General features: G+C 32.1%; 15 protein-coding genes. 12 read left to right on the top strand and 3 right to left on the bottom strand.

Features of this window, described 5'->3' with window-relative positions; all coding sequences use genetic code 11:
- The first annotated feature begins 561 nt into the window (after positions 1–561).
- Positions 562–1,182, top strand: a complete 621-nt coding sequence (locus RT250_RS07640; RefSeq protein WP_313113629.1) for a class I SAM-dependent methyltransferase — start codon at positions 562–564, stop codon at positions 1,180–1,182.
- A gap of 53 nt (positions 1,183–1,235) precedes the next feature.
- Here the strand turns inward: RT250_RS07640 and RT250_RS07635 are convergent, their stop codons facing one another.
- Positions 1,236–1,757 (bottom strand): DUF421 domain-containing protein, encoded by a 522-nt coding sequence (locus RT250_RS07635; RefSeq protein ID WP_313113627.1) that lies wholly within the window; start codon positions 1,755–1,757, stop codon positions 1,236–1,238.
- A gap of 186 nt (positions 1,758–1,943) precedes the next feature.
- Between RT250_RS07635 and RT250_RS07630 the strand changes: the two genes are divergently transcribed.
- The 9 genes from RT250_RS07630 (at position 1,944) to tyrS (ending at position 11,229) form a co-directional block, all read left to right on the top strand.
- Positions 1,944–2,447 (top strand): DUF1648 domain-containing protein, encoded by a 504-nt coding sequence (locus RT250_RS07630; protein WP_313113626.1) that lies wholly within the window; start codon positions 1,944–1,946, stop codon positions 2,445–2,447.
- Between the two features lie 302 nt (positions 2,448–2,749).
- Entirely contained in the window at positions 2,750–3,286 is a 537-nt protein-coding gene (locus tag RT250_RS07625; RefSeq protein WP_313113623.1) for a hypothetical protein, read from the top strand.
- Positions 3,287–3,452: 166 nt separating this feature from the next.
- The gene (locus RT250_RS07620; protein ID WP_313113621.1) at positions 3,453–5,450 is read left to right on the top strand and encodes a heavy metal translocating P-type ATPase; all 1,998 of its coding nucleotides are present in this window, start codon (positions 3,453–3,455) and stop codon (positions 5,448–5,450) included.
- 276 nt (positions 5,451–5,726) lie between these two features.
- On the top strand, positions 5,727–6,098 hold the full coding sequence (locus RT250_RS07615) for a pyridoxal-phosphate-dependent aminotransferase family protein (protein ID WP_313113619.1): 372 nt from the start codon (positions 5,727–5,729) through the stop codon (positions 6,096–6,098).
- A complete protein-coding gene (locus RT250_RS07610) occupies positions 6,099–6,887 on the top strand; it encodes a pyridoxal-phosphate-dependent aminotransferase family protein (protein ID WP_313113918.1) in 789 nt (262 codons plus the stop codon). It begins immediately after the preceding gene.
- Between the two features lie 169 nt (positions 6,888–7,056).
- On the top strand, positions 7,057–7,764 hold the full coding sequence (locus RT250_RS07605) for a DsbA family oxidoreductase (protein ID WP_313113618.1): 708 nt from the start codon (positions 7,057–7,059) through the stop codon (positions 7,762–7,764).
- A gap of 394 nt (positions 7,765–8,158) precedes the next feature.
- On the top strand, positions 8,159–8,671 hold the full coding sequence (locus tag RT250_RS07600) for an NAD(P)-binding protein (RefSeq protein WP_313113616.1): 513 nt from the start codon (positions 8,159–8,161) through the stop codon (positions 8,669–8,671).
- A 141-nt stretch (positions 8,672–8,812) separates the two neighbouring features.
- Entirely contained in the window at positions 8,813–9,769 is a 957-nt protein-coding gene (locus tag RT250_RS07595) for a GMC oxidoreductase (protein ID WP_313113614.1), read from the top strand.
- A 254-nt stretch (positions 9,770–10,023) separates the two neighbouring features.
- Positions 10,024–11,229, top strand: coding sequence for a tyrosine--tRNA ligase (gene tyrS / locus RT250_RS07590; protein ID WP_313113612.1), 1,206 nt, complete (start codon positions 10,024–10,026; stop codon positions 11,227–11,229).
- 323 nt (positions 11,230–11,552) lie between these two features.
- Here tyrS and RT250_RS07585 read toward each other — a convergent pair whose 3' ends face one another.
- Both RT250_RS07585 and RT250_RS07580 read right to left on the bottom strand, forming a co-directional pair.
- Positions 11,553–11,696 (bottom strand): hypothetical protein, encoded by a 144-nt coding sequence (locus RT250_RS07585; protein ID WP_313113609.1) that lies wholly within the window; start codon positions 11,694–11,696, stop codon positions 11,553–11,555.
- Positions 11,697–11,937: 241 nt separating this feature from the next.
- On the bottom strand, positions 11,938–12,321 hold the full coding sequence (locus tag RT250_RS07580) for an acyl-CoA thioesterase (protein WP_139854731.1): 384 nt from the start codon (positions 12,319–12,321) through the stop codon (positions 11,938–11,940).
- A 426-nt stretch (positions 12,322–12,747) separates the two neighbouring features.
- Between RT250_RS07580 and RT250_RS07575 the strand changes: the two genes are divergently transcribed.
- Together RT250_RS07575 and RT250_RS07570 are read left to right on the top strand one after the other, a co-directional pair.
- Positions 12,748–13,584 carry an urea transporter gene (locus RT250_RS07575; RefSeq protein ID WP_313113606.1) on the top strand — a complete coding sequence of 279 codons (837 nt, stop codon included), beginning with the start codon at positions 12,748–12,750 and terminating at the stop codon, positions 13,582–13,584.
- Between the two features lie 86 nt (positions 13,585–13,670).
- Positions 13,671–14,540, top strand: a complete 870-nt coding sequence (locus RT250_RS07570) for an AraC family transcriptional regulator (RefSeq protein WP_313113605.1) — start codon at positions 13,671–13,673, stop codon at positions 14,538–14,540.
- The last annotated feature ends 48 nt before the right edge of the window (positions 14,541–14,588 follow it).

Genomic DNA, 14,588 nt, shown 5'->3' with positions numbered 1-14,588 from the left:
TATGGGTTAAAAATTGGTTTAAACAGAAAATGGTAATTAATAATTATCCATTACATCCAATTATCGAAAAACTATAAAAAGGTCATCATTGAAATTCCTTATTTGCTTCAGAGTGAATACTCCAATTATATTAGTCTATTTTGGAAAATTAAGAACAGGTATGAAATTGTCCGTTTTTATCTGAGGAATCAGACCGCAAGTTTTTTGTGAAATATTATAATGGTAATGAGGAAATGTTTTTGGTAAATGATGTTTATTATTTACCGAATAGACGAATTGTAATTACTCAAGAAAATTTAAAAGAAATAGAAATTAGCACTTCAAAAAACTAGGGATAAGTAATGATTCACATAGGAAAGAAAATAGCTGAATAAAATTGCTACTCAAATTGCATAATTATCAAATTGTTAAAGATATCGAGCTCATTACTCTTAAAGCTTGTATCAGATTGTACTGTGCTTAATTTTCATCTATAATGTGTGATAATAATTATGTAAATTGTTGAATTTCAAATTCAGTTATTGAATATCTGAAGATTTAGTTAATAATAAAATTTGCTAAATGGAATGCACACTTTGTAATACAATACTACATAATAAGGTAGATGAATTTTATTTCATTTGTGATGGTTGTGGCGCCTATGTTAAACATAAAAGATATTATTTAAACAGTGATGCAGAAAAGAAACGATATCAAGAACACAATAACGATATAGATAATCCTGGTTACCAAAAATTTACTTCGCCAATTACAAATGCTATTTTAGAGAATCAAATTCCAGAACAACTTGGTTTAGACTACGGCTCTGGAACGGGCCCTGTAATTTCAAAACAATTAATTAATAAAGGGTATAAGGTAATCCTTCACGACCCGTACTTTAATCCTAATAAAGATTTCGTCAAGTATAGTTATGACTACATTTTTAGTTGTGAAGTTTTCGAACATTTTTACAATCCTAAGCAAGAAATTGAAATGCTTTTAAAAATTCTAAAGCCAGGAGGCCGACTTTATATAATGACATATTTGTATACCATAGATATAGACTTCGCTAATTGGTATTACCGGAATGATCCCACACACATTTTTATATATACTTCTAAAACTATTGAATATATAACCGACAAATACAATTTGGTTACTGAAAAACTAACAGCTAGAGTCATTATAGTTTCAAAAAAATAAATTAACATTCATATTAATCGGTTGTATTTTCAAACAAAAATTTATCGTGAAATTTATTTCATCACATCTTTTAAAAGCCAAGACTCAACTTCTTGTGATTCTTTATCGGTATGTAACACAGCTATATCCCCTGTAGTTTCAAATATTACAGCTCGCACTTGAGATAATTCCAGCACATTTGCTTCGCGAAGTTTTGCTCGTAAATCTCCCTCTGTTACTCTAGCCTTTGCTAAATTTTTATGAAGTATATTAGAACCATCCATTAGCAGTAAAGGAGTGTTGTCTATAGTTTTGGCAAAAAACTCAAATCTCCGAAAATAAGCTGCCGTTAATTGTAATAAATAAACTACCAATAGTCCTAAAACTCCTTCAGAAATAGAAATACTAGAAGTAAGAATTGTAGAAGCAATTAAAGAACCAATGGCTACCGTCATTGCAAAATCAAAACTTGACATTTTACTAAAACTCCGCTTTCCAAAAACTCTAGTATAAATGATAACAGCTACATAAACAGCTATGGCACTTATTACAATTTTAATAACTTCGGAATTAGATATACTAAACAACTTTTCCATTTTATTTTTTTAATTATTTAAAGCGATTTCTATAAAGTTAAATTTAATTTACTCCATAAAATGTTATTTTAGTAATAAATTAGTAAGAAGTTAAACAAAAACTACAACTCTTACTATTCTTAAAAGCTTTGTAAACACATATCAAATTCATGCAATCAAAGCTTTTTTTTAAATTGAATTATTTAAATGACGCGTCCAAAAATTAAAATCGAGAAAACTACAATTGATAAGTCTATTGAAGTTTTTACATTTCTGCTAATAATAGGGTCAGCAATTTTAATAGGATATTTTTACAATCAACTACCTGAAAAGATTCCTATTCACTTTAATTGGCCCTCAAAAGATGAAAATGGATTTGGAGCAAAAAATTTGCTTTGGACGAGTCCGATAATTTGTGGTATCATCACTATCGCAGTATTTAAACTCAATCAATATCCTTGGATTTTTAATTATCCCACTGAAATTAATGATAAAAATGCTAGGTATAACTATAAGCAAGCAACACTAATGCTTCGAATAGTAGGATTATTGATAGCGCTTTTATGTTTTACAGTCACAGTATTGTCTCTATTAGACGGACTTGAAATAGAAAATAACCTCGACAACTGTCTCACACCTTTATTTCCAATATTGTTAATTGCAACTCCAATTTTTTTCGCGATTAGGATATTAATTCTCAACAAGAAATAAAAAATTGATTTTATAGGTACTCCTAGGAAATAATGGTTAAATAGTCAATTCATTCGAATTTCTCATCGAATAACTCGCAAATTATCGTAGGCAGTTTAACAATAAAATTGACTAATTTTTAAAGAGGAAGAGTATATTTTTTATCCCCATCTCTTTCATATTTAAAATCAATCTATTTAGTAGATTTCTAGATGCTTAAAATTTGATTATATATCAAAATGATGTAATTTGAACTAAGAGTAATTTCTAAGGGAAATAGATTACTAAAATCATTTTGATAACAATAAATAAAACTTCTATAAATGAAACATTTACTTTTAATTGGATTGAGTTTATCTTTATTAGCCTGTAATCAGCAAGCAGATAATACAAAAGAATTGGAAGAGCGCATAAACAATTTAGAAAGTAAACTTGCAGACGCTTATAAACCAGGTTTTGGAGATTTTATGGGTTCTATACAAACACATCACGCTAAATTGTGGTTTGCAGGACAAAATGAAAACTGGGATCTCGCCGATTTTGAAATCCACGAATTAGAAGAAGCTATTGAAGACATTCAGAAGTATCAAGCTGGTCGAAAAGAAAGTGAAATGATAGGGATGTTAAATGCACCTTTAGAAAACATTGAAAAAGCTATTGATGAAAAGGATTCAGAAGCTTTTAAAAGAAATTTTATCTCACTTACAAATACGTGTAATAAATGCCATATAGCAGTGGGATTTGAATTTAATGTTGTAAAACTTCCTGAAACTTCTCCTTTCAGTAATCAGGATTTTAGACCAATAAATTCTGAGGATAATTATTATCTCGAGGAACATACAACTTCAAAAACTAATTAAGAAACACAAAACTAATTTCTTTCTTAAGAGAAACAGCAATAGCTTGATAAAACTAAAGTTTTACCATTTAAAACCTTATAATCAACAGTCATTATACTTTTTTACAGCATAAGGAAATTTAAAAAGGTATATTTAAGTTTATAAAAACTAGGAAATCAAAAGTAATATGAAAGATGCCAGGAAGAATTCACATCAGGAAAAAAGTGAGCACGGTCATTCTAACCTCAATTTTTTAGGAGAAAACACCGAACTCTATTTCGCAATAATCAGTGGAGTATTTTGGGTTACAGGGGTTGTCTTATCATTTATCTCTAGCGTTTCTGAATCCATTGTAACTCCGATTTTTATTATCGGAGCTATATTCGGTGGTGTTTTTACCTTCTCTTCTGCCATTTTTGGTTTATCAAAAGGAAAATTTGAAATTGACTTTTTGATGCTTTTTGCAGCTATTGGTGCTGCTGCATTGGGAAAGTGGAGCGAGAGTGCCTTATTGCTATTCCTGTTTAGTTTAGGACACGCTCTTGAACATTACGCTATGAAAAGAGCGCGAAAGTCTATTTCTGCTCTTTCCGATTTAGCGCCTCCAACCGCACTTTTAAAACAAAATGGTGAACTGAAAGAAGTCCACATTGAAGAGCTGAAGGTTGGAGACATAATTGTGGTAAAACCAAATTCAACTATCGCGGCTGATGGAGTAGTAGCAAAAGGAACGAGTGCAGTAAATCAGGCTTCAATTACAGGAGAAAGTATGCCAATAACCAAACTCCCAAGCGATAGCTGGAAAGATGACATCGAAATTAAAAACTTATTGCCTGAATATCGAGTTTTCGCAGGTACAATTAACGGCAGTGGAGCTCTAGAAATTAAAGTTCTTAAGGAGTCTAAAGACAGTACACTTTCGCGATTAATTTATTTGGTGAAAGAGGCCGAAACTCAAAAATCGCCTACACAACATCTTACAGATAATTTTGAAAAATACTATGTGCCTTCGGTATTAATTTTAGTTATTATTTTACTATTTGCTTTTGTTGTAATAGACGAAACTTTCGAGCAGAGTTTTTACAGAGCAATGTCAGTTTTAATTGCCGCTTCACCGTGTGCCTTGGCTATTTCAACACCAAGCGCTGTATTGGCAGGAATTGCGAGAGCTGCTCGTCAAGGAGTATTGATTAAAGGGGGTCGTCCTCTTGAAGACTTAGGCGGAGTTAGTGCAATTGCATTTGATAAAACAGGAACCCTCACCGAAGGTAGGCCTAAACTAACACACGCTATTCCTTTTGGTAATATAAGTAGAGAACAGTTATTAAAAGTTTCTGTGGCTGTAGAAGCACTGAGTGATCATCCATTAGCGGCAGCTATAGTTGATGGAGGAAATAAAGAATTAGGAGATATTGATATTCCGAAAGCTGAAAATTTAAAAGCCTTAACCGCAAGAGGAATTCAAGCCGATTGGAATGGTGGTCTTGTTCATATTGGTAACCGCAGACTATTTGAAGAATTAACAGGAAATGCAGTACCTAAGGAAATAGATCAAAAAATGGCTGAACTTGAATTAGAAGGAAATACAGCTATGATTGTTCATCAAGGGAATGAGTACTTAGGTATTATTGCGGCCATGGACGTGGCCCGCCCTGAAGCGATTTCAACCTTAACCGCTTTAAAAGGAATAGGTATTAAGCGAATGGTTATGCTTACGGGCGATAATCAAAAAGTAGCTAATGCAGTTGCAAAAATTATAGGAATAACCGATCCGTTGGGGAGTTTACTTCCTGAAGATAAAGTAACAGCAATAGAAAAACTTAAAGAAGAAGAAAGTGGAGGTGTGGCTATGGTTGGAGATGGTGTGAATGACGCCCCTGCAATGGCAAAAAGTACAGTAGGAATTGCCATGGGAGCTGCAGGGTCTGATGTAGCCTTAGAAACCGCAGATATAGCACTAATGGCGGATAAATTAGATAATCTTCCTTTTGCAATTGGCTTAAGTAGAAAAGCAAAAAGCATCATTAAACAAAACTTAATAATCAGTTTGGGAATGGTGGTTATATTAGTTCCATTAACAATTATGGGAACCATAGCCATTGGACCAGCAGTTGTCTTCCACGAAGGATCAACTTTGGTAGTTGTATTAAATGCCTTGAGATTATTGCGGTATGAGTTGAAATAGGTTTTAAGAACCCTTGCTTACATTATTATTTGAAGAGGAAAAGAATATGTTTATTCTATTGATTTATACTAACGACATTCAATAGAATTTCTTTTGAACTTGCTGTGATTATTGGTTTATTTCTAATTTTCATTCTGAATCCAAAACCGTACATCGTAAATCAAGAAATTCTATGTTGTTTCCTTCAGGGTATATAAGGTTAATAATTACTTAATGGTATACCTCATCATGTAAATTATTTTATATTAATTACAGAAAAAAAATTAAACAAAGTATATGAATTCAAGGAAGTTATTAATGATTCCGGGGCCAATAGAGTTTGAAAATGAAGTTTTACAATCTATGGCTATTCCTACACTTAGTCATATTGACCCTGATTTTATAGCTGTATTTGAAAACAGTTTAAAGTTGTTAAAAGATGTTTGTCAGTGTCCTTCTGGACAAGGATTTATTGTAGCTGGAACAGGGACACTTGCTATGGATATGGCGGCAGCCAATTTAGTTGAAGCTGGCGATAAAGTGCTAGTAGTTTCTACAGGATACTTTGGGCTTCGATATGCTGAGATTTTAAAACGCTATGGAGCCGATGTAGATATTCTTGAATCCGAAGTGGGCCATATTGTCCCTATAGATGATATTGAGAAGTAAATAAAATCCAATAATTATAAAATTCTAGCATTTACTCACGTCGATACTTCCACTGCCGTATTAAACGATGCTAAAAGCATAGGAGCATTAGGAAAAAAATACAATGTATTGACAATTCTCGATGGAGTTTGCTCGGTAGCGGGTGAGGAAATTAAGCAAGAAGAATGGGGAATAGATGTTGTTGTAACCGCATCTCAAAAAGCAGTAGGAATTCCTCCTGGACTTGCTCTTGTGGTAGCATCTCAAAATGCTATCAAAACTTTTGAAAATCGTAAAAGTCCAGTTTCAAACTATTATTCCGATTGGACAAACTGGTTACCCATAATGCAAGCTTACGAAAACAGGCAGGCCTCATATTTTGGGACGCCTCCGGTAAACCTTATCATTGCTTTAGAAAAAAGTTTGAAGTTAATTTTAAACGAGGGATTAGAAAATCGTTTTAATCGTCATAAACGAGCAGGAAAAGCTATGCGTGAAGCTATCAAAGCTTTAGGCTTGGAGTTATTGTCTAAGAATGATGAAACAGCAGCAAACACATTAACAGCTCCATTATATCCCAAGAATATGGATGCTAAAGCATTTTTACAAATAGTGGGTGATAATGGTATAGTATTAGCAGGAGGTCTATTGCCAGAATTAAAAAACATTTACTTTAGAATTGGCCATATGGGCTCAGTAAACAAAGCAGATTTACTCGCAACTGTAGGTGCTATTGAAACTGCTTTAAAGCGAAATGGTTATAAACATGAATTAGGTATTGGTACTGCCCAGGTATTAAAGCACTTCTAATAATTGGCTATGCTTTTGGCAGATACTTTTGTAATGAAGTATTAGTTGAACCGACATATAGGCTTTTATTAGAACTTATTGCTTTATTGAAAGCTTTAGGCTAAGTTATTGCGAAGGAGTAAGAAAGAAATAAGTGAATTAAAATCTTAAATAAATTATGGAAAACAAAATGAAAATAGAAATTTGGAGTGATGTAATGTGTCCTTTTTGCTATATCGGGAAGAGAAATTTTGAAATAGCACTCGAACAATTCGAGCATAAAAATGAACTTGAGGTAGTTTGGAAAAGTTACCAATTAGACTCTAGAATTCCTGAGGAACCAAAAGATAGCTACCAAGACTATCTTGTTAAAAATAAAGGAATGAGCCAAGAGCAAGTAAAAGGAATGTTAGATAACGTTACCCTTTCCGCGAAAAAGGTTGGCTTAGAATACAATTTTGATAAAGCAGTAATGGTGAATTCATTAAACGCTCATAAGTTTATTCAATTTGCCAAAACTAAAGGTTTAGGAGATCAAGCAGAAGAAAAATTATTTCTTGCATTTTTCACAGAGGGTAAAAATATAGCTGATATTGATACTTTAGTTCAAATAGGAAAGGAATTAGAGCTAGGTGAAGCAGACGTAAATGCAGCTTTAAACGATGAGAAATATGCTTCTTTATTTAATCAAGACATTCAAGAAGCTAGACAGCTAGGAGTTCAGGGAGTTCCGTTTTTTGTACTTGACAGAAAATATGGAGTTTCTGGAGCGCAGCCACCTCAGGCATTTTTAGAAAATCTGGAAGTTGCATTTGACGAATGGAGAAAACTTAATCCAGAAACAAAATTAGAAGTTACACAAGGTCAAAGCTGTAGCACGGATGGTACTTGTGATTAGACTGAAGTTTAGTTTTAGAAATTAAATCTATTTCACAAATAAGATAGTCTTCTTAATTACTTCATTTTCAATCAATAAAATTATTATAACCTAACAGGTTTCATTTCTTGACTATTGCAAAACAGTGAAGGTGAAAATTCTGTTAGGTTTTTTTATAACTAGTAAAGAAGTTGAGTGGTGGATTATGGGACATACCTTTTATTATTCTTCTTAATGATCAAAAACGTTTTCTTTAAAAGTCTATAATTTCCGTCCTCAAGAAATAATTAAGAATATTTTCAGAATTTTCTTATCTCTTAGCCTTTTTATCATTTGTATATTAATGGCATATTAAGCGTTGGCAACCGCTCAGAAAACATAAAAATTAATACCACTAGAAATCGGTTGAATTATAATGAAGAGAAGAAATTTTGTAAAACTAACCTCAGGGTTAAGTATGGGGCTTATGGTTCCTAGTGTTTTAGCATGTGAATTAATGACAACAAATACAAACGAATATATCGAAAACCTAGTGATTGGTTCAGGATATGGAGGAGCAGTAGCTGCGTTGCGCCTTACCCAAGCAGGGAAAAAGGTAGTGATGTTAGAAATGGGATTAAATTGGGAAAAAGAGGGAGGTAAATACAAGCCATTTTCAAACTTAATTACTCCCAAAAACAATTCTACTTGGCTTAGAAAATCCACTCAAGCCCCAATGATGAACATTTCTAGATTTAATAAAAAATTTACCGGTGTTCTGGATTGTATGGATTTTGAAAATGTTAAGGTTTATGCTGGTCGAGGCGTAGGAGGAGGCTCATTGGTAAATGGAGGAATGGCCATACAACCTAAAAAAGAATATTTTAAAGAAATATTTCCAGATTTAGATGTCGAAGAATTTTGGAATACTTATTTCCCATTAGCATAAAAAGAATTAGATGTAAATCAAATTTCGGATGAATATAACAATGAAACTCCCTATTATAAATTTGCGAGAGTAGGTGAAAGTGAAGCAAGGAAAGCTGGATTTAAGACTATACGAGTTCCTAATGTTTACTCTTTCGATTATATGAAGAAAGAAGAAGCAGGAGAAGTACCAAAGTCTGCCCTTGCAAAAGAAGTGATTTACGGAAATAACCACGGGAAACAAAGCCTTGAAAAAACGTATTTAAAAAAAGCCCTAAATACTGGATTGCTGAGTATCCATGATCTTCATCAGGTTGATTACTTTCAGAAAACGGAGAAAGGATATGTTGTATATGTAAATGTTCTTAATACCGAAGGCGAAGTGGTTGAAAAGAAAACTATAAACTGTAAAAAACTATTCCTAAACGCAGGAAGTCTTGGTACTACAAAACTATTATTAGCTTCAAAATACAAAGGCAAAATGAACAATTTTGACCCTAGTTTAGGAGAATATTGGGGGAATAATGGAAATGTGATGACTGGAAGAAATATGGTAAATACGCTCTTTAATAGAGTAAAAAATGAGGCTACCTATAGCAATTTCCGACCAGGAACGGGGGTTAAACAATCTACAATTCCAGTTTCGGGGATTGACAATTGGGAAGATGAAAAACATTCATTTTTTGCTGAAATTTCTCCTTTACCAATGGGAATGGAGGTATATACGGCTCTGTATTTAATAATTAACAAAGTGCCAACACCAGGAAGTATTTCATATAATCCAGAGATTAATGACATCATAATTAATTGGGAAATTAAAAATTACAAGCATACTGTAAAAAACGCCAAGTATTTTATAAAAAAGATGAATAAAGCAAACGGTGGAACTCCTTCTGGTTTGTTATGGAAAGGTGGTTATGGTCCAGATATTTGTTATCATCCACTAGGTGGTGCTGTATTAGGTAAAACAACCGATCTATATGGTCGAGTTAAAGGTTATGAAAACTTGTATATAACCGATGGCGCTCTAGTTCCTGCAAGCATTGGAGTAAATCCTTTTCTAACTATTACTGCAGTTGCAGAATACTGTATGGATGAAATAATTAGTAGAGATTACTAATAATGTAAGTAGCACATAATTATTGGTCTAGCTAAATTTATTTGTTCAGCATAATATTAAGACTTAATTTTGTAGTCGAGAATGAAAACTTTAAATAACATATTACGTCTGCCTTATTTCAGCACTTATTATTACCAAATAATATCTGCTCGGAATGGCTATATATATGTTTTAAATAAAATTTAAGAAGTTAAAAACACTATATTATAATCTAAAGCCCGAGCAAATGCTCGGGCTTTTTTATTTAAGAAAAAATGGAAACTATTGAAAGACTAAAACAAAATGTTGAAATTATTCTCCCAGAAAATGGATTGGAGGAAAAATTAAAACAAGCCGAAAAGGAAAATCGCAAGTTAATAATTAAGCTTGGTTTCGACCCCACTGCTCCAGATTTGCATTTGGGACACGCCGTGGTATTAAAAAAACTAAGAGAATTTCAAGATTTAGGACACCAAATTGTGATTTTGGTAGGAAGTTTTACTGCCCGTATTGGAGATCCAACGGGGAAAAATAAAAGTAGAATGCCACTGAGCGTTGATGAAGTGCAACAAAATGCTGAAACCTACCTCAATCAGTTATCCAAAATTATGGACATTGAAAAAACTAAAATAGTTTTTAATTCAGAGTGGTTAGATAAGCTTGAGTTTACAGAAGTAATTCAGATACTATCTAAGGTTACCGTTGCTCAATTAATGCACAGAAATGATTTCAATAAGCGTTTTTCTGAAAATACTCCTATTGCAATGAACGAACTTGTTTACCCAATACTACAAGGCTTCGATTCGGTGAAAATTAAAGCAGATATCGAAATGGGAGGAACAGACCAGCTTTTTAATTGTACTATGGGAAGGCAATTGCAAGAAACATTCCAAATGAGTCCTCAAACCGTAATGTGTATGCCTTTATTAACAGGACTAGACGGAAATGAGAAGATGAGTAAATCTCTAAATAATATCATCGGGCTCACTGACTCTCCCAACGATATGTTTGGAAAAACGATGTCAATTTCAGACGATTTGATTAATGAGTTTTTAGAATTAGCCACAGACTTTTCTGTAGAAGAGATAGAATCTTTTATGAAAAGCATGGAGGAAGGGGAGAACCCGATGAACATTAAAAAGTTGATTGCTAAAAATATTATTACACAATACCACAATGAAGTTGCAGCAGAAGAGGCAGAAGCTTTTTTTAGTAATCAATTTCAAAATAAAAATTTTCAAGAAAAGGTATTCGGGCCTGTTGACTTAAATAAATTTCAAACTGAAAATGGCACGATTAATTTACTTGATTTATGTTCAGAGTTAAATAAAGAGTTGAGTAAATCGAATATTAGAAGACTTATTATTAGCGGAGCTGTTCAAATTAATGAACAAAAAATGACTGATCCTTTTATGAGTATTGACTTAAAAAGTGAAACCAAAATTAAAATGGGAAAGCGAAATTTTTATGAATTGAAATAAGGTAGGTAAGTAGATGCAAAAACACATTTATAATGCTAAATCCTAACTTCTAATAATCTTTTTAAAATTTCTGATTTTTTTATAGGGGTTTTTTAGGTCAAGAAGAGATTAAAATGTTGTAAAAATAAGTTGATATATAGGAAGGAGAGATTTTTTTTTAGGATAATTGAAATTAATTATTATATTTGACATTAAGCTTAGGCTTTTATCTCCTCAATTAATTAAACCCCATTAGCAATTTGACTTTTTGGGGTTTAATTAGATTATATTTCCTAGTATATCGCTATAGATTATGCAATTACCTTCTTACCTAAACTCTTAATTTAAAACTCTTTAATCTTTGCTTGGTAGGTAAACAATTCATAATATCGACCTTCTTTGGCAATTAGTTGTTCGTAAGTACCACGCTCAACAATATGTACAACTTCATTTCCTAAAATTTGATCTGCTTTTTTTATCGTACTCAAACGGTGAGCAATAACAATGGTAGTTCATTCTATAATTTATAAGGCTGAATTGAAAGCTTTAATCCCTGTAAAATACATACAAGCAGTCGCTCAACCAATCAACAACGAAATGAAGATTGTATAAGCATAAAAAGGATTTTTTGACATGTACGCTCTTTGGAGCAATTCACTTCAATCCTTTAGTATTCCATTCTAATCAAACGAACAAAAATGGTTATAGTGCCAGATAGTATTCTGAAGTCTAAATTACTTTCACAGGTTTTTTATTTTCATCTATTGCCACAAAGGTAAATTCTCCAGAGACCGCTTTTTCTCTATAATCTGAATACATTTCTTCAACATAAATATCTACTCTTACCTTTAGGCTAGTGTTTCCCACATGGGTAATATATCCAACTAATTCCACTATAGTTCCTGCTGGAATTGCCTTTTTAAAATCTATTTTATCACTGCTTACTGTTACCATCTGTTGTCTGCTAAAACGGGTAGCGGCTATAAATGCGGTTTCATCCATCATTTGCATCGCGGTTCCACCAAAAAGTGTATCGTAGTGATTTGTTGTATTAGGAAAAACAGCTTTAAAGATTGTAGTTGTTGAATTTTTAATTCGTTCAGCTTTATTCATAGGGTTTTTTTGATGATATAAATCGATTTTATAAAGGTCTAAAGATATAATTGTAAAAATTATTTTAAAGAAATTTATCTTTATTATATTCTTCTTCTCCATTACTCGTACTTTGTTCCACGACTTTTGAAAACTAGAATACTATTTACCTCTATTATTATTATAGTATTACTTTTTATAATACAAAGAGAGTTAATATCTTTTGATTAACATCCATTGCGTTAGAGTGTAATAATACATTCAAAGAAAATTTATGCTAGCAAAATTTAGCAAAATTATCTTAAGAGTTTTTTTGTATATAGTCTATTACTTTTCAATTTTTTAAAAATTGAGTTTATTAAACTCACATTAGTATTCTTAAAAAAACAATCAAAATTTTAGTTATAAAGCTATATTCGTCTATAAAAGTAAATACGGCAATTATAAATGAGGTTTATAGATTCAATTCTACGGGGTATAGGTCAGGTAATATTTCAAAATAATATTTACTCTGGAATCTTATTCATAATTGGAATCTTTTACAATTCCTGGGTATTGGGGTTAGCAGCCCTTATGGGGACAATTATGAGCACTATCACAGCGCAATCTTTAAAATACTCCGAAGATGATATTAAAAATGGACTTTACGGATTTAATGGAACGCTTACAGGAATTGCAGTACTATGCCTATTTGAGTTCAATTTAATTACTACTATTGCTCTTCTGTTGGGTTCGGTTTTATCGACTTTATTAATGTATTTCTTAAAAAAACGCATTCCTCCATTTACATCACCATTTGTAATTATAACTTGGATTCTTATTTATTTACTGATATTAGTTTTTCAATTTCCGTTGATTTCAAATTCTGCAATAAGCGAAACCACATTTAACCTTGTTACAGCCGTAAGCAATAGTTTTGGGCAAGTAATGTTTCAAGAAAACACAATAACAGGACTGTTTTTTCTATTAGCAATTTTGGTAAACAATAAATGGATGGCAGCCTATGCACTGTACGCCGCTATTTTAAGTTCCTTAACAGCATTGATATTTTTAGAATCAGCAATTAGCATTAACGCCGGACTTATGGGGTATAACGCCATACTTTGTGCAATTGCGCTATTTGGCATAAAATGGTGTGATTTTATTTGGATTTCAATAGCTATTATTTTCTCTACATTAATAAATATTGGGTTAGGTGCAACAGGAATAATAACGCTTACCGCACCATTTGTTTTAACCACTTGGGGAATCTTGCTAGTAAAAAGAAATATAAAAAACCTCTAAAAAAATAATTCCATAGTATAGACTTGATACAAAGTTGTACTTTTGAATAAAGCTCCTAAAATTAAATTTGTGTAGAAATAATTATAATGGATAGCGTAAAAACATATCAGAACGTAAATATCAATCAGCATAGCGTGAGTTTTGGGATATCAAAAATGGAAGATATTTACACAAAAAGAAATGGAGAAGTGGACGCGCCGCATAGACATAATTACTATACTGTATTAATTGTAAAGAAAGCTAAGGGAAGCCATATAATCGATTTTAATACTTACGACTTAGGCGATAAGCAATTATTCTTTGTTGCTCCAGGTCAAGTACATCAAGTTGTAGAAACTGAAAAATCGTATGGTTATGCGATGACGTTTTCAAATCAATTTTTAGTTGAAAACTTAATTCAACTATCTTTTATAGATAGCTTAAACCTCTTTAATAATTACGGTCAAAGTCCACCACTAATTCCAACTGAAGAACAATTTGAAACAATAACGAACTATACCAATCAAATTTTTAAGTTATTTAACAGTGAGAAAAACATGAAACTGTTGTCTATTGGAGCTTTTGTGAAACTGTTACTTATAGAGTGTAACAATATCTGTTCTATTAATCCAATAGAATCTGATGTTGATAGCACAGGAGATAATTTGATAAGAGCATTTAAAAAAGGAGTGGAGAAAAGTTATAAAAAAGAGCACTCAACTACATTTTATGCTAATGAACTACATATAACTCCAGATCATTTAAATCGTACCATTAAATCTAGAATTGGTAAAACAGCTAAAGAGTATATTCAAGCTAGAATAATTACAGAGGCAAAAAGATTACTTTGTTTTACCGATTTAACAACTAAAGAAATTGCATACGAGTTAGGGTTTAATGCTCCTGCAAATTTCAGTGCATTCTTTAAAAAGAACACCAAAGTATCTCCTTCAGACTTTAAGCTTAATCAAAATTAAATATTAGTTTGTTAAGAGATTCTTATAGCACTTTCCTATCCTATCTGA

Source organism: Aequorivita sediminis, assembly GCF_032080575.2.
GTDB classification, from domain to species: domain Bacteria; phylum Bacteroidota; class Bacteroidia; order Flavobacteriales; family Flavobacteriaceae; genus Aequorivita; species Aequorivita sediminis.
This window is presented reverse-complemented; position numbering and strand designations above follow the sequence as displayed.

Excerpts from the sequence above, each read along its gene's own strand:
- RT250_RS07640 (WP_313113629.1), top strand. The coding sequence starts at position 562 with ATGGAATGCACACTTTGTAATACAATACTACATAATAAGGTAGATGAA.
- RT250_RS07635 (WP_313113627.1), bottom strand. The coding sequence starts at position 1,757 with ATGGAAAAGTTGTTTAGTATATCTAATTCCGAAGTTATTAAAATTGTA.
- RT250_RS07630 (WP_313113626.1), top strand. The coding sequence starts at position 1,944 with ATGACGCGTCCAAAAATTAAAATCGAGAAAACTACAATTGATAAGTCT.
- RT250_RS07625 (WP_313113623.1), top strand. The coding sequence starts at position 2,750 with ATGAAACATTTACTTTTAATTGGATTGAGTTTATCTTTATTAGCCTGT.
- RT250_RS07620 (WP_313113621.1), top strand. The coding sequence starts at position 3,453 with ATGAAAGATGCCAGGAAGAATTCACATCAGGAAAAAAGTGAGCACGGT.
- RT250_RS07615 (WP_313113619.1), top strand. The coding sequence starts at position 5,727 with ATGAATTCAAGGAAGTTATTAATGATTCCGGGGCCAATAGAGTTTGAA.
- RT250_RS07605 (WP_313113618.1), top strand. The coding sequence starts at position 7,057 with ATGAAAATAGAAATTTGGAGTGATGTAATGTGTCCTTTTTGCTATATC.
- RT250_RS07600 (WP_313113616.1), top strand. The coding sequence starts at position 8,159 with ATGAAGAGAAGAAATTTTGTAAAACTAACCTCAGGGTTAAGTATGGGG.
- RT250_RS07595 (WP_313113614.1), top strand. The coding sequence starts at position 8,813 with ATGAAGAAAGAAGAAGCAGGAGAAGTACCAAAGTCTGCCCTTGCAAAA.
- tyrS (WP_313113612.1), top strand. The coding sequence starts at position 10,024 with ATGGAAACTATTGAAAGACTAAAACAAAATGTTGAAATTATTCTCCCA.
- RT250_RS07580 (WP_139854731.1), bottom strand. The coding sequence starts at position 12,321 with ATGAATAAAGCTGAACGAATTAAAAATTCAACAACTACAATCTTTAAA.
- RT250_RS07575 (WP_313113606.1), top strand. The coding sequence starts at position 12,748 with ATGAGGTTTATAGATTCAATTCTACGGGGTATAGGTCAGGTAATATTT.
- RT250_RS07570 (WP_313113605.1), top strand. The coding sequence starts at position 13,671 with ATGGATAGCGTAAAAACATATCAGAACGTAAATATCAATCAGCATAGC.